Annotated in this window: 19 protein-coding genes and 1 tRNA gene; 13 read left to right on the plus strand and 7 right to left on the minus strand. The window is 65.3% G+C overall.

Annotated elements, in window-relative coordinates; all coding sequences use genetic code 11:
- Positions 1–25: 25 nt before the first annotated feature.
- The 4 genes from A3E1_RS41420 to A3E1_RS0121910 all read left to right on the plus strand — a co-directional run bounded on the left by A3E1_RS41420 (position 26) and on the right by A3E1_RS0121910 (position 3,578).
- Complete coding sequence (locus tag A3E1_RS41420) at positions 26–1,267, plus strand: AAA family ATPase (protein WP_245571295.1); 1,242 nt, start codon at positions 26–28, stop codon at positions 1,265–1,267.
- The gene (locus tag A3E1_RS0121900; protein WP_020522938.1) at positions 1,264–1,692 is read left to right on the plus strand and encodes a hypothetical protein; all 429 of its coding nucleotides are present in this window, start codon (positions 1,264–1,266) and stop codon (positions 1,690–1,692) included. The genes A3E1_RS41420 and A3E1_RS0121900 overlap by 4 nt, the downstream gene beginning before the upstream one ends.
- Positions 1,693–2,091: 399 nt before the next feature.
- Positions 2,092–2,349, plus strand: a complete 258-nt coding sequence (locus A3E1_RS41425) for a helix-turn-helix domain-containing protein (protein WP_020522939.1) — start codon at positions 2,092–2,094, stop codon at positions 2,347–2,349.
- Complete coding sequence (locus tag A3E1_RS0121910; protein ID WP_020522940.1) at positions 2,349–3,578, plus strand: tyrosine-type recombinase/integrase; 1,230 nt, start codon at positions 2,349–2,351, stop codon at positions 3,576–3,578. Before A3E1_RS41425 ends, A3E1_RS0121910 begins: the two co-directional genes overlap by 1 nt.
- A 52-nt stretch (positions 3,579–3,630) precedes the next feature.
- On the opposite strand, the gene A3E1_RS0121915 is transcribed toward A3E1_RS0121910, so the two are convergent.
- Together A3E1_RS0121915 and A3E1_RS0121920 are read right to left on the minus strand one after the other, a co-directional pair.
- Positions 3,631–3,707: transfer RNA gene (locus A3E1_RS0121915), tRNA-Pro, on the minus strand.
- A 59-nt stretch (positions 3,708–3,766) separates the two neighbouring features.
- Positions 3,767–4,645, minus strand: coding sequence for a metallophosphoesterase (locus A3E1_RS0121920; protein WP_020522941.1), 879 nt, complete (start codon positions 4,643–4,645; stop codon positions 3,767–3,769).
- Between the two features lie 25 nt (positions 4,646–4,670).
- On the opposite strand from A3E1_RS0121920, the gene A3E1_RS0121925 reads away from it, so the two are divergent.
- Positions 4,671–5,126, plus strand: a complete 456-nt coding sequence (locus A3E1_RS0121925) for a GatB/YqeY domain-containing protein (RefSeq protein ID WP_020522942.1) — start codon at positions 4,671–4,673, stop codon at positions 5,124–5,126.
- A 55-nt stretch (positions 5,127–5,181) separates the two neighbouring features.
- On the opposite strand, the gene A3E1_RS0121930 is transcribed toward A3E1_RS0121925, so the two are convergent.
- Positions 5,182–7,653: a penicillin-binding protein gene (locus A3E1_RS0121930; RefSeq protein WP_020522943.1), complete on the minus strand. Its 2,472-nt coding sequence runs from the start codon at positions 7,651–7,653 to the stop codon at positions 5,182–5,184.
- A 328-nt stretch (positions 7,654–7,981) separates the two neighbouring features.
- Between A3E1_RS0121930 and A3E1_RS0121935 the strand changes: the two genes are divergently transcribed.
- Positions 7,982–8,278 carry a WhiB family transcriptional regulator gene (locus tag A3E1_RS0121935; RefSeq protein ID WP_026208707.1) on the plus strand — a complete coding sequence of 99 codons (297 nt, stop codon included), beginning with the start codon at positions 7,982–7,984 and terminating at the stop codon, positions 8,276–8,278.
- Here A3E1_RS0121935 and A3E1_RS0121940 read toward each other — a convergent pair.
- From A3E1_RS0121940 to A3E1_RS47755, 4 genes are read right to left on the minus strand one after another with little or no spacing between them, the layout of a single operon-like run.
- Entirely contained in the window at positions 8,275–9,381 is a 1,107-nt protein-coding gene (locus A3E1_RS0121940) for an ArsA family ATPase (protein WP_020522945.1), read from the minus strand. The genes A3E1_RS0121935 and A3E1_RS0121940 overlap by 4 nt on opposite strands.
- Before the next feature lie 7 nt (positions 9,382–9,388).
- Complete coding sequence (locus tag A3E1_RS0121945; protein ID WP_020522946.1) at positions 9,389–10,324, minus strand: ArsA-related P-loop ATPase; 936 nt, start codon at positions 10,322–10,324, stop codon at positions 9,389–9,391.
- A gap of 19 nt (positions 10,325–10,343) precedes the next feature.
- Positions 10,344–11,222: an Rv0361 family membrane protein gene (locus A3E1_RS47305; protein WP_169454434.1), complete on the minus strand. Its 879-nt coding sequence runs from the start codon at positions 11,220–11,222 to the stop codon at positions 10,344–10,346.
- Positions 11,212–11,553 (minus strand): hypothetical protein, encoded by a 342-nt coding sequence (locus tag A3E1_RS47755; RefSeq protein ID WP_169454436.1) that lies wholly within the window; start codon positions 11,551–11,553, stop codon positions 11,212–11,214. Before A3E1_RS47755 ends, A3E1_RS47305 begins: the two co-directional genes overlap by 11 nt.
- A 209-nt stretch (positions 11,554–11,762) precedes the next feature.
- Here A3E1_RS47755 and A3E1_RS46665 point away from each other — a divergent pair, with 209 nt between their 5' ends.
- The 7 genes from A3E1_RS46665 (at position 11,763) to A3E1_RS0121990 (ending at position 20,820) form a co-directional block, all read left to right on the plus strand.
- Positions 11,763–11,921: a DUF4177 domain-containing protein gene (locus tag A3E1_RS46665; protein ID WP_020522949.1), complete on the plus strand. Its 159-nt coding sequence runs from the start codon at positions 11,763–11,765 to the stop codon at positions 11,919–11,921.
- Complete coding sequence (locus A3E1_RS0121965) at positions 11,921–12,388, plus strand: RidA family protein (protein ID WP_020522950.1); 468 nt, start codon at positions 11,921–11,923, stop codon at positions 12,386–12,388. Before A3E1_RS46665 ends, A3E1_RS0121965 begins: the two co-directional genes overlap by 1 nt.
- Before the next feature lie 22 nt (positions 12,389–12,410).
- A complete protein-coding gene (locus tag A3E1_RS0121970) occupies positions 12,411–13,070 on the plus strand; it encodes an MBL fold metallo-hydrolase (protein ID WP_051105101.1) in 660 nt (219 codons plus the stop codon).
- Positions 13,067–16,633 carry an adenylate/guanylate cyclase domain-containing protein gene (locus A3E1_RS0121975; protein ID WP_026208710.1) on the plus strand — a complete coding sequence of 1,189 codons (3,567 nt, stop codon included), beginning with the start codon at positions 13,067–13,069 and terminating at the stop codon, positions 16,631–16,633. The genes A3E1_RS0121970 and A3E1_RS0121975 overlap by 4 nt, the downstream gene beginning before the upstream one ends.
- A complete protein-coding gene (locus tag A3E1_RS41430; protein ID WP_051105102.1) occupies positions 16,630–17,559 on the plus strand; it encodes a serine/threonine-protein kinase in 930 nt (309 codons plus the stop codon). Before A3E1_RS0121975 ends, A3E1_RS41430 begins: the two co-directional genes overlap by 4 nt.
- Before the next feature lie 124 nt (positions 17,560–17,683).
- Positions 17,684–18,814 (plus strand): carboxyl transferase domain-containing protein, encoded by a 1,131-nt coding sequence (locus tag A3E1_RS41435; RefSeq protein ID WP_051105124.1) that lies wholly within the window; start codon positions 17,684–17,686, stop codon positions 18,812–18,814.
- Positions 18,811–20,820 (plus strand): acetyl/propionyl/methylcrotonyl-CoA carboxylase subunit alpha, encoded by a 2,010-nt coding sequence (locus tag A3E1_RS0121990; RefSeq protein WP_020522954.1) that lies wholly within the window; start codon positions 18,811–18,813, stop codon positions 20,818–20,820. Before A3E1_RS41435 ends, A3E1_RS0121990 begins: the two co-directional genes overlap by 4 nt.
- Positions 20,821–20,823: the final 3 nt, after the last annotated feature.

A 20,823-nucleotide genomic window follows, 5' to 3' on the forward strand; every position in this document is an offset into this window, starting at 1 on the left:
ACGACACCCGTGATTGGACAGTGCTTTGACGACATCATCCGACCCGTCAGCGGCCCGGACACTACGGCTGACACCAGCGTCAGCCGTGACCATCAAACCCGTTCGCTGGCTATGGCAAGACCGCATCCCCGCTGGTGCCCTGACCCTCGTGCCGGGACGTGAGGGCATCGGCAAGTCGCTCTACCTGGTGTGGCTGACCGCACAGATCACACGCGGCACACTGCACGGCCTGCACTACGGCACACCGAAAGCCGTCATCTACGCCGCGACAGAAGACTCCTGGTCCTACACCATCGCGCCACGTCTCGTGGCCGCTGGCGCAGACCTCGATCTGGTTTACCGGGTGGACGTGGAAACCGGTGGCGGCCTTGACTTCCTGACCCTGCCCAAGGACACCGGGCAGCTCGCCCAGGCCGTCACCGAACTCGGCGTTGGCCTACTGGCAGCAGACCCGCTGCTGTCCCTGATCGCCTCCGGAATCGACACGCACCGCGACCGCGACCTCCGCTCGGCCCTGGAGCCGCTAGCCAAACTGGCCGACAAGACCGGCTGCGCCGTGGTCGGCCTGGCCCACTTCAACAAATCCACCACGACCGACTCACTGACCCTCATTACCGGATCACGCGCGTTTAGCGCCGTGGCCCGCGCGGTCATGGCCGTAGCCCGCGACACCGAAGCCGAAGACGGCTCCTGCATCATGTCGCAGGTCAAGTCCAACCTTGGCCCGCTCAACCTGCCAAGCCTGCGCTACATCGTGGAACAGGCCGCAGTCGCCACCAGCGACGGCAGCATGACCACCATCGGAAAGCTTGTCTTCACAGGCGAAACCGACCGCTCCGTAAACGACATCCTTGGCGAGGCCAACAGCGAGCCAGGCGTACGCAAGAGCACCACACTTGCCAAAGAGTGGCTGGTGTCCTACCTGATGTCGCAGGGCGGCGAGGCAGCCCGCGGCGACCTCCTGGCGGCCGCAAAACGGGAAGGCATCGCAGAGCGCACGTTGCAGCGCGTCTACATCCCTGCGCGCGTCGAGATCGTGACCGAAGGATTCCCCCGCACCACGATCTGGAGGCTCATCACCAGTAACCCAGAGTCACCAGAAACCGGAGCGGAGCCCAGTCGCGCCACAGTTCCGCCAACACAAAACCTTGGCGCCACTGGCGCGACTGGCGCGACTGAAGACCTTTGGTACACGGACAGTAACCACAGTTTCGATCTTCAAGAGGCTGAGGCACCCGCCCAGCTATGGACGGAGGCCACCCGATGAACACCACCGCCTACAACGACCAGATGCACGCGGCCTGCTCGGAAGCTGCCGCCCAAATGACCGCAATGGCAGCAATCGAACCAGACGCCGAAATCTCAACCGTGGCAACGCCTGTCGGCTCATGGCTACGCGACCAGCGTGCCGGAGTGATCGCCTGCTGGGAAGCAGACACCGCCACCACCTGCCAGCACGTAACCGGAGCACCGCAAGTCCTGTTCGGAGCCGCGTGGAAACCCGGTCACCTGGTCTGCAACAGCTGCATCATCCAGCTCAAGACGCTCAACCCGCTGGAAGAAAAGACCTGCGACCAATGCGGCAACGTCACCGAGGACGTAGACACGCACCTAACCATCATCGGCCCAATCCTCTACGCCTACGGCCAGTGCGCGGCCTGCCGCGCCAACGAGATACCCCTCCACGCGTAACCAGGAGTAAGCGTCTCACCGTCTCACGCGTCTCACGAGCCAGCCCAAAAGGCGCCCATACGCGGGCGCGAAGGCCCGTGAGACGAGACGGATGAGACGCGTGAGACGGTCACTCAGAGTAACCCACCATCCTCCGCGCAGCGGGGGGCATCTCACCACGAAGTAGCGCTACGGGTAGCGGCCAACAGGCCGGTAGCGGCACCGCTACCCGCGCAGCTACCAGCAAAAGCCATTACCACCAGCCGAAATGCCGACGCGGTAGCGGTAGCGCCTACCCAAAAACAGGCAGCACCAGTGCCCAATTCAGCTGCCGCGCCAACAAGGCAATGCCGCTACCGCCCCAGCATCACCAGAAAACACATTGCGCCACAACACATATGCGCCGAGGAGGCACGACAAATGGAACGCCACAACGTTTTCCCGCTCCGTCAGCACCAAGGCAAAGCAAAGCCCGATAGGGCCGTCTACACGGTCTCTGAGGTCGCCAAGCTGCTCGGGCTCTCGCTCGGATCCACTTATGTCCTTGTCCGTCAGGGCGAGATCCCAGCGCGGCAGCTAGGTAGCCGGTGGGTCATCCCGAAGCAGCGATTTCACGCCTGGCTCGAAGAAGAGGACCAGGAGCACACCACCAACGAGCTGAAAGCGAGCGCTATCTGATGGGCCACGTCAACAAGACGCCAGCAGGCAATTTCCGCGCCAACTGGCGCAACCTCGCAGGCAAGCAGGAGGCGAAAACCTTTGGCACAGAACGGGAAGCCAAGGCATACCTCGCCGAAATGGAGTCAGCAAAGAACAAGGGCACGTACGTAAGCCCGCGAGCTGGCAAAACAAAGCTCTCCGTCTACGTCACCCGCTGGCTAGCCGGCCGAAACGACGAGAAGACGACCGTAGCCAGAGACCGGGCCATCATCAGATCGCACATCACTCCTACCTGGGGAGACGTGCCACTGGGAAAGATCGACCACTCCGACGTTCAGGCCTGGATCAGCAAGGTTGGCCAGCAGCTCTCACCGGCCAGCGTCCGTGAGTGCGGCAGGCTGCTAACCGGAATCCTCGCGCTCGCCGTGCGAGATCGCGTGCTGGCCCACAACCCAGCGGAAGGGATCAAATTGCCCAAGCGCCGCAAGACCGACGCCCACGACCAGACGATCACCCGATCCGAACTGATGACCCAGCTGCTACCCGAGCTGCCAGACAGATACCGGGCTCTTGTTGGGCTCGCTGCGGGTACTGGGCTCCGATGGGGCGAGTGCATCGGATTGTCTTGGGACGCAATCGATCTGGACCGAGCGCTAGTCAACGTCGGGCGCGTGGCGGTCGAGGTTGCAGGCAATGTGACCATGAAGCCATACCCGAAAAGCAAGGCAGGACGGCGGACAGTGCCGCTACCGCCATTCGTGGTGGAGCTGCTGAAACAACACAAGGAGCAGGTAGAGCCAGGGCCGGATAGCTCGATCTTCGCCAACGAGGCCGGTGGCCCGATGCGACGCACGACGTTCCGGGCGTCCATCTGGCGGCCAGCGCTCGTTAGGGCAGGCCTGCTTGGCAAGGTGGTCCAGCTGGACAAGCGAGCCTGGCAGGGCAGCTGGAAGGACGCTCAGGGCAACGAGATCACCAGGAAGTTTCCAAACAGGAGAGTGGCCAGGGGAGCGGTAGCCAAGTACGCCCAGGGAGGCCTGAGGTTCCATGACCTACGCCACTCGTACGCGACCTGGCTCGTGTCCGATGGAGTACCGCTGAACCATGTGGCCCGCGTGATGGGCCATGAGAACATCTCGACCACACTCGACCGCTACACGCACGTGATCAACGACGGTGAAGACAGGGTCCGGAAGACCTTCACTGACTTTTCGCTGACTGAAACGGACGAACCCGGCACCAAATAGACCATTAAATAGACGAAGGCCAGGTCAGTGATTCGCTGACCTGGCCTTTTGCTGGTCGGGGTAGCCGGATTTGAACCGACGGCCTCTTCGTCCCGAACGAAGCGCGCTACCAAGCTGCGCCATACCCCGAGGTGTGCGCGACGAAAGATTACCCTACGCGCCTGCCGAGTCCAAAACGGGTATCGGGGTCAGCGGGGGATCAAGGTGAGCAGGCTGGCCTCCGGGCGGCAGGCGAAGCGGACTGGCGCGGTGGGATGCGTGCCGATGCCGGCTGACACGTGCAGCCAGGAGCCCCCGGGCCAACGGTGCAGGCCGCGGGCCATGCGGCGATCCAGGCCACAATTCGTGACCAGAGCGCCGACGCCTGGGACACGCACCTGCCCGCCGTGCGTGTGGCCCGCCAGGAGAAGGTCGAAGCCATCGGCGGTGAACGCGTCGAGCACGCGTGGTTCAGGTGCGTGAGTCAGCGCGATGCGCACGTCAGCGGTCTTGTCGGCGGGGCCAGCCGGGTAGGCGTCCAGGCCGATGTGCGGGTCGTCCACGCCCACGAGATCGATCATGCGGCCGCCCGCCTTGACCTGCGCACGGGAGTTGTTGAGATCTATCCACCCGGCATTGGTGAACGCTGAGCGCAGCTCCTCGTAAGGAAGGTCTACTCCGTGCTCGTACTCACGGTTCTTATTGAAATAGCTGAACGGGCTTTTCCAGACCGGGCCGGTGTAATCGTTTGAGCCAAAGACGAACCCACCTGGTACCCCGAAAAGGGTTTCAAAGGCAGCAAGCACCCCTGGGACCGCACCAATGTGGGCCATGTTGTCGCCGGTCACGACGATGAAGTCGGGATCGAGACCGGCCAAGGCGCTCACCCAGCGCTGTTTACGATCTTGGCCGGGCGTCAGGTGCAGGTCAGATAGGTGCAGCACCCGCAGTGGCTCGGCTTCGGGCGCGAGGACCGGAACGTCAAATCGCCGCAACGTGAACATGTTGCGTTCGATCAGCGAGGCGTAGGCGAGAGTGCCCGCTCCGGCGACAACCGTGCCGATGGCGATTTTCTTGAACAGACCCATACGCCCCAGGGTAGTTTGTGCAGTCATGACGACGCTGAAAGACCGGCTCACCACCGATATGCGCACGGCGCTCAAAGCGCGGGACGAGATCACGACGTCTACGCTGCGGATGGCGCTGGCCGCGGTAGGGGTGGCGGAGGTCGCTGGGAAGTCCAAACGCGAGCTGTCCGACGAAGAAGTGCTCGCGGTGCTGAAGAAGGAAGCCAAGAAGCGGGTCGAAGCCGCGACCGCGTTCGCTGACGCGGGCCGGACCGAGCAGGCGGCCAAGGAGCGGGCCGAAGAGGAAGTGCTCGCCCGTTATCTGCCGGCACAACTGTCCGATGACGATGTTAAGGCGATCGTTTCCAAGGTCATCGCTGACGGTGGGTTCAGCGGGATGAGCGCGATGGGCCAGGCGATGAAAGCCGTCCAGGCCGAGGTCGCCGGACGAGCCGACGGCGGGATGGTCGCGGCTGAGGTAAAGCGGCAGCTCGGCGCATAGCTCCCGAAGTAGCAGCGGCCCCGCGACTCTGGTGAGTGGCGGGGCCGCTTGCTAGCTAGTCGTTTCTTGGTGGGGGCCAGATGATCGGTGGTTTACTCGGCTTCGGGTTGCCGCCACCACCGCCACCCCCGCCTCCGCCGTTACCAGGCGGAGCGCCCACACCGTTGCTCAGCACCAGGGTGACAATGCCGCCGCGCAGCGTACGCACCGAGGGGTTCGTGTACGCGACCGTGTCTAGTGGACAGGTCGAGTCCACCTTGGCCCGGCGGTCGACCTCGACCTTGAAGCCCTCGCCCTTCAGAATCGCCGTGGCTTCCTCGACGGACTTACAGGTCACGTCACTGATGCCGGACTGCGTACCCCTGATCAGCTTGGGATTCGTCGGTGGCGTGAACTGAACCGCCGCTTTGCCCGCCATGGCGTCCCTCAGGGTCCGCTGCACGGCTGGGTTGACGCCGCGCGGGCCCGGGTGCGGCATGTCAACGTCAGTGTCCGGCCAGTCAGGGTCGGTGAGGAAGCCCGAGACCGCCAGCGACTTCGTGGTGATCGTCAGCGTGGAGGACGCCTTGTTGTCAGCTGTACCAGTCTTGCCAGCGATCGGGTGCCCGATGATCCCGCGTGAGTCGCGAGCGGTGGAGCCTTCACACGTGCCGACCTGGGACTTGTCCCCAACGGGGCAGCGAGCCATGTCGATCGCGGCCCGGGCGACCTCGGGGTCGAAGCGCTGCTCACACTTCGAGCTGCCGACGTCGAGCTTCTCCTTCTTGAAGTTGTGGATCTGCTCAACTGGCGTCGGCTCGCAGTAAAGACCGTCAGCGGCCAGCGTCGCGAACGTGTTCGCGATCTGCAGCGGCGGGTGAGTCGAGATGCCGAGCGTGAACGGCGACCAGATCTTGGCATTGGTCGTTGAGCTGTAGTAGTCGTCGTCCTTCGTGCCGCCACCCGGCGGGTCGGCCGGGTTGTCGGGCACGTTGTAGAACGTCAGGCCCATGCGGTGCGCGACATCCATCACTTTGTCGCCGCCGACCATGTCGAACAGCGGAACGAAATAGGTGTTCACCGAGGAACCGAACGCCTGCCACATGTTGACCGGGCCGAAGACCTTGTTGCCGTCGTTAGGCGGGCACCAATAGCCGTTGCAGTTCGGCGGGAGCTTGTGCCGGTACTTCGAGACCGCGCGCGCTTGGGTGTTGATGATCGTGTCCAGCGGATAGCCGTTCTCCAGCGCGGCCACCGCCGTGTAAATCTTCATCACCGAGCCCGGCCGGTAACCCTGGAACTCCGGGTCTGTCGACATGAGAGGGTTCGTGGTGTTCGGGTAGGACCCCTTGATGCCCAGCTCACGAGACTTCGGGTTGGAGTGCGGGCCGTTCTCACCCTTGTCGTCGAGCTTGAAGTTGCGGTTAACCGCAAGAGCGCGAACCTTTCCGGTGCCGGGCTCGATCGCCGCCAGCATTAGCGCCTCTGGTACGCCGAGAGGCTGCTGCTGAATCGCGTTCTGGTAAGCCGACTCTTGCACCGTGAGGTCCATCGAGCTGACGATGCGGAAACCACCGGAGCGCAGCTGACGCTCACGGTCAAAGCGCGTGGCGCCAAAGACTTCCTGGCGCAGCCACCAGCTCTGGAAGTAGTCACAGAAGAAGCCCCAGTGGTTGGTGTTGGCGTCGACACAGCCGTTTGGGGTGTCGTAACCGACGACCTCCAGCTTCTCGGCCTTCGCCTGGTCACCAAGCTCCTTGGGGATGTCCTTAAGCGCCACCATCTCGTCGATGACGTAGTCACGACGCGCGACGGCCTTCTCGAAACCGCCGTGCTTGTCGATGTCACTGGGCGCCTTGACGAGGCTGACGAGGAATCCGACCTGGCTGAGCGTCAGGTCGTTGAGTTCCTTCTTGAAGTAGACCTGCGCCGCGGCGTAGATGCCGTAAGCACGCTTACCGAAATAAGCCGTGTTCAGGTAACTCTCGAGGATCTGCTCTTTGGTCATGCGCTGCTCGAGCGCGATGGCGTAGCGGATCTCGCGGAGCTTGCGCGCGTTGGTGTCTTCGGTCGCCCGGATGACGTCTTGCGGCGACGAGGTGAACGTCAAAGACATGCGGACGAGCTGCATGGTGATGGTTGAGGCACCCTGCTCGACCTGCCCGGAGGTCTTGTTCGCGATGAAGGCACGCGCGAAACCAACGGCGTCAACGCCGTTGTGGTCGTAGAACTTCTGGTCCTCGGCGGCGAGCATGGCCCGCTGAATCACCAGGGGAATCTGCGACAAGTCGAGGTTGCGGCGGTTCTCGTCGTACATCGTCGCGAGGAGCGTCTTGTTGTCCGACGCGTAGACGTAGCTGATCTGAGGCGTCCGCTTAACCGTGAGCTCATCGGGCAGCTGGCCGAACGCCTCGCCGCCGGCCTTGGCGGCTAGGCCGGTGAAAGCGGCCAGGGGGAAGGCCGCCGCAGCCACTACAACTCCAGCTAGGACACCACAAATCAGCAAGGAAGCCGCATTGGCGAGGAGGCCGTTTTCGCTTTTGCGCATGAGGGTCACCGCCACAGGTTACGTGAACAGGATTCGGGCTCGCAGTACCCGCAACCCCTCGCGAATACCGTCGTTGTTCAAGACGCATGACCCAGACGTGCGGTTGCGCCTGATCCCCCGATCAAAGGGGCGCAACCGGTCCCGATTTGTGGTGCCGGACTGCGGCGCGAAAAAACAATTTCGGGCATTTCGCCCTATAACGTTGCGTAACCACCCAACTACGGAGCATGATGGTCCGGCGAGCAACGCACCGTTTGCGTAGTTGGTTCGGGGGATCCGACCGCAAACGTTTCGGGGGAAACGTCTGGGGGGACGTAACAACATGGGCATTGGCATGATCACTGACTGGCCCAGTCTCGCAGCGTGTCGAAACGGGGATCCGGACGCGCTATTCGTCCAGGGGGCCGAGCAAAACGTCGCGAAGCGCATCTGCCGGGGCTGCCCGGTGCGCTACGAATGCTTGGCGGACGCGCTGGACAATCGAATCGAATTTGGTGTATGGGGAGGCATGACCGAACGGGAGCGCCGCGCACTGTTGCGCCGCCACCCGCACGTGTCTAGCTGGAAACGCACCTTCGAAACCGCGATGCAGAATCAGAACCGCAGACAGCTGGTTGAGGCCTAACCCACCGCATCCGCCAGCGCCGCGCCGATGATGCGCAGACCGGACAGGTCGTGTACATCGGTCGCCTGAGCGGGGACCTTGGCAACGGGAACACCGGGAAACTGATCCGTGAAGTGAGCGGCCATTCCGGACTCCCGCACAATCTGCCTCATCAACAGCGAATGCACCTCTAGAACCTCAGCGGCGAGGGGATGCGAAGCACGGATAGCTGACGCGGCTGCCGCACTGGTAGCCGCGTCAAGCTCCGGCACCGCGGTCTCGTGCATGCGGTTCAGCACCAGTCCAGCCAGCGGCATCTGTTCAGCGTTCAGCCGCTCGGCGAAATAGGCCGCTTCACGGATCGCATCGGGTTCCGGGGCGGCGACGAGGACGAAGGCTGTCTGCGGATCTTGCAGGATGCGGTACGTCTCTTCGGCACGGTCACGGAAACCGCCGAACATCGAGTCCAAAGCAGACACAAAGCCGGACAGGTCAGTGAGCAGCTGTGCGCCCAGAATCTTTTGGACCACTTTGGAAAACGCGCCAAACGAAGCGCTGACGAGGTTGAAGACGCTGCGGCTGCCCGCGCGGGCGGGACCGAGCAGGATGCGCAGCATGCGCCCGTCCAGGAACCGGCCGAGCCGCGCCGGCGCGTCGAGAAAGTCCAATGCGGACCGTGACGGGGGCGTGTCCACGACGATCAAGTCCCACGAATCCGCCGAGCGCAGCTGACTCAGCTTCTCCATCGCCATGTATTCCTGTGTGCCGGAAAACGTCGAACTCATGGCTTGGTAGAACGGGTTGGAGAAGATCTCCTTGGCCCGCTCAGGAGCCGTGTGTGTCAGCACGACCTCGTCGAAGGTGCGCTTCATGTCGAGCATCATCGCGTGCAGTTGCGTGTCTTTGACCTGACGCGGAGTGTTATCGAGCTCGGTTAAGCCGAGCGACTGGGCGAGCCGCCGAGCGGGATCAATCGTCAGCACAACGGTCCGCCTGCCGTGGACTTCGGCTGCCCGCAGGCCAAGCGCTGCCGCGGTGGTCGTCTTGCCCACGCCACCGGACCCACAGCACACGATGATCTTCACCTCTGGGTCGGCGAGCAGAGCGTCCATGCGCAGCATCATCTTCAGCCTAACTACCCAGGATGTTCGCGAGACGCTGTACGCCGTCGAGGTCGACGCCGTCTGGCAGTAGCGGAAGCTCCACGATCGGGCGCCCCAGATGGCTCAGTTCCGTGCGCAGTTGCTCTTCGAGCGCCGTACGGGCCAGGTGTGCGTTAGCCTCGGCTCGCAGGCCAGCGATCGTAGCCTGATCCGCCGGAAGCCCCGCGTCAGCGAGGCCGCGCTTGAGGGCCGCTTGCGTGACCTTTGGGTGACCGGACAGCAAGGGCGGCCGCGACCCGTTAATGATGATCTTTCCGGCCGGAATGCCAAGGGCCGCAAGCTCTTGCAACGCGTCAGTGGTTTCCTGCACCGGCATTTCTTCCAGCAACGTCACGAGGTGAACCGAGGTCATCGGCGAGCGCAACAGCGCCGCGACACCTTCGCTCTGCGACTTGATCGGCCCCAGTTTGGCTAGGCGGGCCGCCTCGGCGGTGACGTTGAGGAACCGTCCGATCCGGCCGGTTGGTGGCGCGTCGAGGACCACAGCCCGGTACATCCGGTTGCCGTTGTCGTCCTTGCGGGTCGTCGCTTCCTTGACCTTGCCGGTGAGCAGAATGTCGCGGAGTCCGGGAGCGACGGTGGTCGCGAAGTCGATCGCCCCGAGTTTGCGCAGCGCCCGCCCCGCCCGGCCCATCTTGTAAAACAGCTCAAGGTATTCCAGGAGCGCTTCTTCGGCATCGACCGCGAGGAGGCGCAAATCCGCGTCTACCTCACCGAGGCGACGCTCCGCGTAAGGCAAGGGCTCCAGCTCAAATAGCTGAGCCAGCCCTTGCCTGCCTTCCACCTCGACCAGCAAGACACGTTCGCCTCCGGCGGTCAAAGCCAGTGCCAGCGCTGCGGCGACGGTGGTTTTACCAACGCCGCCCTTGCCGGTCACCACATGCAGACGGGCTGGCCAAGTCACCCTTCGATGGTGCCAGACGCTACTTGGTCTGCTCCTGCACCTCGCACACGAACCAGCCATCACGCTTCACGAGCTGCAGCTTGAGCGTCTGCTCGGAGATCTTCTCGTCGCTGGTAGCCAGCTTGAGCGTGACGGTGGTGGTGGCGGCCTCTTCGGTCTCGTCCTTGATGTCCGGACCGCTCCAGGTGATCGTCGGCGAGCTGAGCTTGCTCTTCTGGTCCTTGACCTCGTTCACCTTCTTGGTGATCGCGTCCTTGTCCCGAGCCTCTTTGCAGACGAGCTTCTCCGCGTCCTCGACGTCGCCGTCCTTGTAGACCGCGGTGAGGAAGTTCTGAGCGGCGGCTTTTGGCGTGTCCGCGCCCTTGCCTTCGCCGCCCTGGAGCAGGAAGAAGGCACCGACGCCACCGGCCGCGCACAGCAGCGCGAGAACGCCAAGAACGATGCCGGTGATCAGCAGCGCCTTGCTCTTCTTCTTGGGCGCTGGCATCGGGGCACCGGGGTAAGGCTGGCCCGGGTAGGCGTAGGGCTGACCCGGCTGGCCGGGATAGGGCTGACCTGAATACGGCTGGCCGGAGTAAGGCTGTGCGCTGACCGGCATTCCGGGCTGGCCCACCGGCAGCGGCTGCGTCGGGTCAGGCAACTGCGCGGAGGCAGGCGTATTAGTGGTCTGCTGGAACGGATCCACGGGCTGCTGCGCGGCTGGGTAGCCAGGCGCCGCCGGGTAACCGGGTTGCTGAGGGGCAGCGGGGTAGCCAGGCGCCGCAGGGTATTGCGGTGCGGCAGGCGATGCCGGCGCGGCCGAAGTTGGCGGTGTGCCCTGCTCGAAAGTCGGTGCGGCAGGCGGGAATGAGGGCGGCTGCGGTGCGGGGGCGGCCGGCGACTGCGGCTCAGATGCCACGGGCCAAGCTGGAGTGGCTGGCGCGGCGGGCTCTTGAGCGGCCGGCTCGGGCGATGACCATGCCGGTGCGGCTGGTTCCGGTGAAGACCAAGCGGGTGTGGCAGCAGCTGGTTCCTGGGCCGTGGGCGCGGTCGGCTCTGGGGACGACCACGCGGGAGCGGCTGGTTCCGGTGAAGACCACGCCGGCGCGGCAGGCGCTGGCTCCTGAGCGGCCGGCGCCGTTGGTTCCGGTGAAGACCAGGACGGCGCGGCGGGTTCTGGGGAAGACCACGCGGGCGCTGGCGGCTCTGGGGAAGACCAGGCGGGAGAAGCGGGTTCCGGAGACGACCAAGATGGTGTCTCAGACGGAGTTGACTCGGCCTCCGGGACCAGCGGAGGCGGCGGGAAGGCCGGTGTTTCGAAAGCAGGGGTTTCCTCAGCCGCGGGCTTCGGCTCGTTCTGGTTTTCTGGCTGAGTCACGGTGATCTCCCCCTGGTCGGTCAGCGGCTCAGCTTAGCCCCACCCCAGCCAGCGAGGCAAAGCCTCTATAGGTTTAGCAGCATGACTAAGTGGGAGTACGCCACTGTGCCGCTATTGATCCACGCGACTAAGCAGATCCTGGACAATTGGGGTGCCGATGGCTGGGAACTGGTGCAGGTTGTGCCAGGCCCGAATCCGGAGCAGCTGGTTGCCTACTTGAAGCGGCCGAAGGAGTCCTGATGACTGATCCCTACGCGAAGCTGGCCGAACTTGGCCTCAAGCTGCCGGACGTCGCCGCGCCGGTGGCCGCTTATGTTCCAGCGGTCCGGTCGGGCAATTATGTCTACGTTTCTGGTCAGATCCCGATAGCTGATGGGAAGGTGCTGGCAACCGGAAAGGTGGGCGCCGACATCACTCCCGAGCAGGCCAAGGAGCTTGCCGCACGCTGTGCGCTCAACGGGCTGGCAGCGCTGGAATCGGTGTTAGGCAGCCTCGACAAGGTCGAACGGATCGTCAAGGTCGTCGGCTTCGTCGCGAGCGCGGAAGGTTTTACCGGTCAGCCAGGCGTTATTAATGGCGCGTCGGAGCTTTTTGGCGCGGTGTTTGGGGAAAAGGGACGGCACGCACGCAGCGCCGTTGGCGTGGGAGAGCTTCCACTGGGAGTCCCGGTGGAAGTTGAGCTCATCGCAGAGGTCGTCGCGGGTTAACCGGGTCAGTAGCATCTGTCGCATGAGTCTGGTGCCTTCAGGAGTCACTCTTATCCGGGCGGATAACCCCGGTTATATGACGCTGGAAGGCACCAACACGTGGGTGTTCGACGACGGCACCGTGATCGATCCAGGCCCAGACGACGACGCCCACCTCAAAGCGATCACCGATGCGGTCACCGTGCGGCGGATCCTCGTGACGCACGGGCATCCCGATCACATCGCCGGAGTGGAGCGCCTGGTGCGCCTGACCGGAGCTGCCGTGGGCGAGCTGCCGCCCAGCCTTCAGCTGCTGGAGACACCGGGCCACACGGCCGATTCGGTCTGCTATCTGCACTCTGGCGCGGTCTTCACGGGGGACACGATCCTCGGCCGGGGCAGCAGCGTCGTCGCCTGGCCCGATGGCAACGTTGGCGACTATCTCAAGAGCCTGGAAAAACTAAAGACCTTCCAGGGCGTACCAGCCTTGCCCGGCCATGGTCCCGTGTTGCCCGACTGCGCTGTGGCAGCCGAGTGGCTCTATAACCACCGCGTGGAGCGGCTGGAGCAAGTCAAAGCCGCGCTAGAGCAAGGAGCGCGCACGACACAGGAAGTGCTGGACGTCGTTTACGCCGATGTCGACCCGCAGTTGAAGTGGGCAGCCGAGTGGAGCGTGCGCGCCCAGTTGGAATACTTAAAATGACCTGCCCGGTGTGTGGGACTGTCCCGGTGCCGGCGGCCCGCTTTTGCCATAACTGTGGCGCCGCTTTGCCTGCTGCCGCAACACTTCCCGCCAGTGAACGCAGAATCGTGACTGTCCTGTTTGGAGACTTGTCAGACTTCACGAGCTGGTCGGAAGAGCTTGACCCGGAACGCGTTGGTGCTGTTACCGACCGCGTGATGTCGGCGCTCGCGGGAGCGGTGAAGACGTTCGGCGGGCACGTGGACAAGCTGACCGGCGACGGGATCATGGCCGTGTTTGGGGCGCCGGTCGCGCACGAGGACGACGCGGAACGGGCTGTCAGGGCGGCGTTGTCGATGCAGCGGGCGGTCCGCCGGGTCCTTGATGACGAGCGCGGTGGTGGTGCGCCGCTGGGCCTGCGCGTTGGCCTGAACACGGGGCCGGTGCTCGCGGGTGTCCAAGCTGGACTGGAATACACGGTCATCGGCGACACCGTGAACACGGCTGCCCGGCTGGCGGATGCCGCTGCCGTTGGGGCGATCTATGCCGGGGCGCGCACGGTAGCCGCGACCGGCGCCGTGGCCAGCTGGCGAACGCTGCGGCCGTTGCGGCTCAAGGGAAAGCGGGAACCGGTCGAGACGTTTGAACTGCTCGGCCTGCACGACGCCCGGGGCACGCGAGCGGGGCTCGGTGAAGAAGGACCGTTCGTCGGCCGCGAAGCTGAGCTGGGCCGCGTCGCGGGACGTCTGGCCGAAGTCGTCGACCGTGATGAGCCGAGGGTTCTCGTCTTCACCGCTGAGGCGGGGATCGGCAAGAGCCGGCTGGCGTCCGAAGTGGAGCGATTCGCCAACGGGTACGAGGTAAGCGTCGCCGGACGATTCGCGGCCAGAACCGGTGCCCGGGTCTTGTCGGTGCGCTGTGCGGCTTTTGGCGAACGCCGCAGGCTCGCTCCGCTCGCCGATCTGGTGAAGCTCGCGATAGGACTGTCCGTTGATAGTGCCACGGCGGCCACCCGGTCGGCGGTCGAAGAGCGATTGCGGCGCCTAGCGGACAGACTGTCGCATCGCAGCAGCCCAGGCGCCCCGGTGAAGATTGACATCGAGGCGCTGTTGCTCCTGCTCGGCTTTGGCGCGCCACATGAGCTGGCCTTGCACGGTGTGCCGGGAACAGACCCGGAATCCAGCCGTGACAGCAAGAAGCTGTCGCTGGCTCTGGCTGGTTTGCTGAGCGGTCTAGCGCTGGAGTCGCCGCTCGTCGTGATCGTGGACGACTTGCATGACGCGACGCCGGAAACCATTGACGCCCTTGGCACTGCGCTCGAAGAGCTGACCGGCCCGGTGCTCGTGCTGCTCCTGGGGCGGCCGGAGTTGGTGCGCAAGGCGGGGCGTATGACACGGGTCGCCGACGCGGAGGCGCTGACCCTCTCGCCGCTGCGCGGCGCTGACGCGGCTCGTTTGCTGACCGCCTATCTGAAGGGCGGCAGGCTCCCACAGTCCGATGAGGACCGTCTGCTGACCACCGCTCAGGGCAACCCGTTCTACCTGGCTGAGCTCGTGACCTTGCTGATGGAACGCGGGGCCATGACCAAGACCGGTGCTCAATGGCGACTTGTGCCCGGGTCGATGGACGCCACCTTGCTGACCCGTGACCTGGCGGCCGTGCTCGCGGCTCGTATCGATGCCCTGCCGGCCGAAGCGCGGGCCGTGTTGCGTGACGCCGCCGTTGTGGGTGACACGGTCCCGACGGGAACCCTTGAGGCGCTTAGGGAAAGGCGCGCTGGCCGTGACCCGCGCCCGGCCGCGGTCGTCGCCGTCGAGCTGGAACGCGCCGTTGACGAGCTGTTGCAGCGCCGCATGCTGCGGCGTGTGCGCGGCGGGTTCGCCTTCGCGACACCGTTGCTGCGGCAAGCGGCCTATGCCGGGGTCGGCAAGACCGACCTGGCCGAACGGCACGCCTTCCTGGCCCGGTGGGCGGCGACCAAGGCCGTGACCCCAGCAGGTGGGGCCTATGCCACGGCTGAGTCCGATATGGACAGTTGGGACTCGTTCATCGCCGAGCACGCGGAACAAGCCGCCAAACTGGCCGATGCGGTGCGGTTGCGGCCTGACGTGCCAGCCCGCCAAGTGGTGCCGCTGGCGATCGATGCTCTGGGCCGCGCGGCGAGGCGAGCGGCGGCAGCCGGCGAGCCCGCCGAAGCGGTGTCCTACGGGGAGCGGGCGCAACGGCTCGCCAACGGTGGGCTGCCACTGCGGGACAGGCTGGTCTACGCCCGCGCGCTCCTGCAATCCGGACGGGTAACCGAGGCACAGCACGACGCGGAGAAGCTCGTGGCCGACGCGGCCGAGGACGCCCGCACGCGTGCCGGGGCACTGCTCGTGGCCGGCCGGGCCCAGTTGACGTCCGGTGACGGCGAGGGGGCCTATCGCCTGTGGGCCGAGGCGCTGACCGTGGCGACGGAGGCTGACCTGCCCGGCGAACGCGCGGAAGCGTTGCGCCGCCTGGGCATGGCCGACTTCGTGAAGGGCCGCCTGGCCGACGCGTCGAGCCGATTCGCCGGGGCCTACCAGATCGCCGTCGCGGCCGGTGATCGCAAGTCGCAGGCCTGGTCGCTGCAGGACCTCGCGTGGGTCACCACGACCCGGGGCGATTTCGCCGGTGCCGATGCCGCGCTCGGTCACGCGGCCAGACTGTTCGCCCAGTCCAAAGATCCCGTGGGCAGGGCTTGGCTGCGTGGCACGACCGCTTATGCGCGCCTGCTGGCAGGCCGCCTGACCGAGGCCCTGCGGCTAGCGAGGGTGTTCTTGCCATTCGGGGAACGGGTGGGCGAAGCGTGGGCGGTCGGAACGCTGCGGGCGGTGGCCGCGTTCGCCGCTGGCGAGCTCGGTGAACTCTCCGAAGCAGACCGTGAAGCCCGCCGGGCCTACCGTGACTTCGCCGCTGTGCGCGACGTCTGGGGCTGCGGGTTCGCCTTGGTGGCTCGCGGTGTCGTGGCGCGAGGGCTAGGCGAATACGGCCACGCGGAGGACTTGCTCACCGAGGCCCTGACCGAGGGCGAGAAGATTTCGCATCCGCTGCTCGTCGGCATGGCGGGCACGGTCCGCGGCTTTGTCGCGCTGGACCGTGGCGACCATGAGGCCGCCGAACTCGACGCACGGTCCGTGCTGACCATGGTGAGTCCATACGGAGTACTAGATCCAGCTCGCATTGGACCACGATCGTTGCTGGCGGCGGCCCGGCTAGCCGCCGGTGACGCGGCGATGGCGGCCCGGTTGCTGACCCCGATCGCGGAAAACCCGCACGCGCCATCGATGCTGTTCTCCCGGCGGCAGTCGATCTCTATCTATGCCAAAGCGTTGCTGGCGCTGGATCAGACCGAGGCCGCCCTGGATGCCGCGTTGCTGGCCGAGACGGTGCCAGCGGTTGATATTCGCAGCCAGGTGCGCTCAGCGAGGGTTCTGGCGGAGTGTCTCGCGGCGGCAGGGCGCGCCGAAGAGGCTGCTGAAGCCCTGGCTCGCGCGTCCACGCTGGCGCACGCAACTCAGCAAGTCAGCGAGCGGGCCGCGCTGCTACCGTCTAGCGCGTGAGCCCCACCCCTAAACGTCCTTCATCGCTGCCCGAAATCCCTGGGCTGACCGAATTTTCCCTGCTCGCTGTCGGCGGATATGCCACGATTTTCCGGGCACGCCAGGCGGCCGTGGGGCGTGAGGTCGCGATCAAGGTGGAGAACTTCAAGCTGGAAAGCGAGCGGGATCGTGCCCGGTTCGTCCGGGAAGCTCACGCCACCGGCAAGATGTCGTCTCACCCGCACGTCGTGGATCTCTTCGACGCCGGGGTGACCGCGGACAACCACCCGTATTTGGTCATGGAGTTGTGCGCGGGGTCCTATCAGGACTTGATGCCGCTACGCCCGCAAGTAGTCCGCGACATTGGGGTGAAGATCGCTGACGCACTGGCTGACGCTCACGAGCGCGGCATCGTGCACCGGGACGTGAAGCCGGCCAACATCCTGGTCAGCCTTTTCGGTGAACCAGCCCTGGCCGACTTCGGTCTGGCGATCCTGGCCGAACAACGCGACCCGCACATCACCCTCGACGTGATGACCCCGGCCTACGCGCCACCAGAGGCGTTCCGCCGGGCCGAGCCAGCGCCGCCCGGTGACGTCTACGGTCTGTGCGCGACGCTCTATGCCCTGCTCACGGGCGCGCCACCGCGCTGGCAGAAGAATCAGCCGCCCGGACTGCTGGCCTTGATCGAGTTATTCACCGAGCCGATCCCTGAAGTTGACGGGTGCCCCGAGGAACTGATCGCGGTCCTGCGGCTCGGTATGACCAACGATCCGGCAAAACGTCCTACCGCTCGTGCCCTCGAGGAACTGCTCGTCAACGTCGACCTCAACGGCGGTGGCCGCCCGGTCCACGGACCGGTGCCCGACGACGGTCCACCCACGCAGCACATCAAGCAGCGAGGCCCGGTGTTGACCTTCCTGGATCACTTGTTCAAGCGGCGGTAGAAGGACTTTAAGACGACGCGCCGATGGCGGCGTGTCGCCGGGCCTGAACCACTCGTTGCCACAGATGTCATACGACGGTGAGGAATCACCGTCGCGGCGGTGCATGACTTCAGATCAGGTTCGGATGACGTTTCTTGACACCGCGCTCGACCCCCGCGCGCCGTCCTTTCTGGACAATCGCAGCACGGCGCTTGCCGCGCTGTCGGCGCTGGATGCTGCCCACACACAGGCTCGCGAAGGCGGCGGCGAACGGGAGGTCACGAGGCATCACGCGCGGGGCAAACTGCTGCCCCGGGAACGCATTGAGCTGCTGATCGACCGCGACAGCGCGCTGCTGGAACTGTCCGCGACGCACGGCCAGCCCGCCGGAGCCGGGGTCGTGACCGCGATTGGTGTTGTTGAACAGGCGCTTTGCATGATTGTCGGGAATGACCCGACCGTTCAGGAGGTCGGCCTGACCGTCGACGGGCTGCCCAAAGCCCTGCGGGCCGCCGAACTCGCCCGGCAGTTCGGCCTGCCGCTGATCTTCCTGTGGGAAACCTCCGCCGAGGCGCGGCAAGTTTCCGCGCCCGGGTTCTGTGTCGTCTTCGGAGCGTTCACGGAACCACCCGTCGCCGATCACACGATCATGGTGCGTGGGCACGGCGATCCGCTTGATGCCGACGCCGTCGCCGATGACGAGCGCGACGCCCTGCGCTTGATGCGCCAAGCCGTGCGGCGTCTCGTGCCCGCCGGTGGGCCGCGGCTGCACCGCTTTGGCCCGCCACCGCGCCACGAGCTAGAGGACATGCTCGCGGTTGGCCGCGACGAGATCCACGAAGTGCTGGCGCGGGTGCTCGATGACTCCGTCTTCGACGAGTTCCGTGCCCACAAGTCACCCGCTTTGATCACGGGATTCGGCACGGTGCACGGTCATCGCGTCGCGGTGCTCGGCAACACCTCGGCACACCTTGACGGTGCGGCTGTACAGAAAGGACTCGAACTTATCCGCCAGGCGACGCTCGCCGGCGTACCCTCACTGGTTTTTGGTGGGCCTGGTGCTGCCGCGCAGCCGGCGCTTTCCCGCGCACTTTTAGGGAAACCGCAGGTGACCATTTTGCTCGGGCCAGAACCACCCGATTTCGCGTTGGCGCACAACGGGTTCCGCTTCACCTGGCCCAGCCTTGGCGTCAGTTGCTTTGACGGCGTGATCGATCCCCGGGATACCCGGACGGTGCTGGGCATTTGCCTTGCGGTGCTGGAGGCCTCGCCATGATCAGAAGACTCCTGGTCGCGAACCGGGGCGAGGTGGCCCGCCGGATCTTCGCTACCTGCCGCGCGGTTGGCATCGAGACGGTCGCCGTGCATTCCACCGCGGACACGGATGCGCCGTTCGCCCGCGAAGCCGACTACGCCGTTCAGCTGCCGGGAAACGCGCCGAGCGCGACCTATCTGCGCGGCGACCTGATCATCGCGGCGGCACGCAAAACCGGTGCCGACGCTATCCATCCCGGGTACGGGTTCCTCGCCGAGAACGCTGAATTCGCCGCTGCCGTAACGGAAGCCGGCCTCACCTGGGTCGGCCCGCCCGCCAACGTCATCTCGGTGATGGCCTCCAAGATCGATGCGAAAACTTTGCTCGCCGAGGCGGATGTGCCGGTCCTTCCCTCGTGGACGGATGTGTCCACGGTGGACGAATTCCCCGTGCTGGTGAAGGCGGCCGTCGGCGGTGGCGGTCGCGGCATGCGCATCGTGCACAACGCGGAATCACTGGGCGAAGCCGTCTCGTCCGCACGCCGCGAAGCGTTCTCGGCCTACGGCGACAACACCGTGTTCTGTGAGCGTTACGTCGACAAGGCGCGCCACATCGAGGTGCAGATCATCGCCGACCAGCACGGCAACACGGTCACGTTCGGCGAGCGCGAGTGCTCGATTCAGCGTCGGCATCAGAAGTTCATCGAGGAGACGCCGTCGCCAGCGGTGACGCCAGAGCTGCGGGAAAACCTGTGCTCAGCGGCGGTGGCCGTGGCGCAGGCGGTCGGCTATTCCGGGATCGGCACGGTGGAATTCCTGCTCACTCCCGAGGGCGAGTTCTTCTTCCTCGAAATGAACACCCGCCTGCAGGCCGAGCACACCGTGACCGAGTGCGTGACCGGGATCGATCTCGTGCGGCTGCAGCTGTTTCTCGCCGAGGGCGGACGGCTGCCTTTCGTCTCCGCGCCACCGATGCGTGGCCACGCGATCGAAGCACGGCTGTGCGCCGAGGACCCGGCCTCGAACTGGCTTCCCGCGACGGGAAAGCTCAGCCGGTTTGAAGTGCCCAATGTGGCAGGCAATTTCCGCCCGCTCATGCAACCGGGGGTACGCCTCGACTCTGGCGTGGAAGCCGGATCCGTTGTGGGCGTGCACTACGACTCGATGCTGGCCAAGGTGGTGGCGTGGGCGCCGACCCGCTACGAGGCCGCTCGCATGCTCGCGGCCACGCTCGCCCGCACGAAAGTCCATGGCCTGCTGACGAACCGCGACCTTCTCGTGCGGGTGTTGCGGCATCCCGCGTTCCTGTCCGGGCAGATCGATGCCGGCCTGCTCGACCGGCAGCCGGAAGTGTTCGCGCCCTTGCTGTCCTCTGTGGAGGCGGTCCGGCTGAGCTGTCTGGCTGCCGCACTAGCAGGCGCCGCGGCCCGGCACGCGAACGCTGGCACGAGTCTCCCGTCGGGCTGGCGCAACGTTGCTTCGACGGCGCAAACCATCGTTTACGACGGTCCGGCCGGCCCGGTCGAGGTCGGCTACCGGCTCGACGCGTCTGGCGCGCTGGCCCAGTGGTGGGTCCGTGCCGTCGATCCCGAAGAGCTTGACCTGGCTGGGCTGGGGCAAGTCGGCGTCATCGACGATCACCCGCCGGTCGCGGTCGTGTCCGCCGCCCCACACGAGGTGGTACTAGACGTAGCAGGCGTACGCCTGACGGTTGATGTACATAGAGTCGGCGACGTGTCCTATTTGGACAGTGTCGAAGGATCGGTCGCTCTGCACGAACTCCCGCGCTTTCCGTTGCCCTCAGCGGAGTTGGAAGAGGGCTCGCTGACCGCACCGTTGCCTGGCGCCGTTGGTCGCGTGCTCGTCGCGCCAGGCCAGCGCGTCGGAGCGGGAGAGCTGCTCCTTACGCTCGAAGCCATGAAGCTGGAACATCCCGTGCACGCACCCGCCGATGGTGTGGTGTCTGTGGTCAAAGTGCGCCCCGGCGCTCTCGTGGACACGGGCGCCTTGCTCGCGATCATCCAATAGAAA

This window comes from Catelliglobosispora koreensis DSM 44566 (assembly GCF_000379685.1).
Classification (GTDB): domain Bacteria; phylum Actinomycetota; class Actinomycetes; order Mycobacteriales; family Micromonosporaceae; genus Catelliglobosispora; species Catelliglobosispora koreensis.

Coding starts and splice junctions, on each gene's coding strand:
- A3E1_RS0121975 (WP_026208710.1), top strand. CDS start 13,067: ATGACCTGCCCGGTGTGTGGGACTGTCCCGGTGCCGGCGGCCCGCTTT.
- A3E1_RS0121940 (WP_020522945.1), bottom strand. CDS start 9,381: ATGATGCTGCGCATGGACGCTCTGCTCGCCGACCCAGAGGTGAAGATC.
- A3E1_RS0121930 (WP_020522943.1), bottom strand. CDS start 7,653: ATGCGCAAAAGCGAAAACGGCCTCCTCGCCAATGCGGCTTCCTTGCTG.
- A3E1_RS41425 (WP_020522939.1), top strand. CDS start 2,092: ATGGAACGCCACAACGTTTTCCCGCTCCGTCAGCACCAAGGCAAAGCA.
- A3E1_RS0121965 (WP_020522950.1), top strand. CDS start 11,921: ATGACTGATCCCTACGCGAAGCTGGCCGAACTTGGCCTCAAGCTGCCG.
- A3E1_RS0121970 (WP_051105101.1), top strand. CDS start 12,411: ATGAGTCTGGTGCCTTCAGGAGTCACTCTTATCCGGGCGGATAACCCC.
- A3E1_RS0121910 (WP_020522940.1), top strand. CDS start 2,349: ATGGGCCACGTCAACAAGACGCCAGCAGGCAATTTCCGCGCCAACTGG.
- A3E1_RS0121990 (WP_020522954.1), top strand. CDS start 18,811: ATGATCAGAAGACTCCTGGTCGCGAACCGGGGCGAGGTGGCCCGCCGG.
- A3E1_RS41435 (WP_051105124.1), top strand. CDS start 17,684: ATGACGTTTCTTGACACCGCGCTCGACCCCCGCGCGCCGTCCTTTCTG.
- A3E1_RS0121925 (WP_020522942.1), top strand. CDS start 4,671: ATGACGACGCTGAAAGACCGGCTCACCACCGATATGCGCACGGCGCTC.
- A3E1_RS0121920 (WP_020522941.1), bottom strand. CDS start 4,645: ATGGGTCTGTTCAAGAAAATCGCCATCGGCACGGTTGTCGCCGGAGCG.
- A3E1_RS46665 (WP_020522949.1), top strand. CDS start 11,763: ATGACTAAGTGGGAGTACGCCACTGTGCCGCTATTGATCCACGCGACT.
- A3E1_RS0121900 (WP_020522938.1), top strand. CDS start 1,264: ATGAACACCACCGCCTACAACGACCAGATGCACGCGGCCTGCTCGGAA.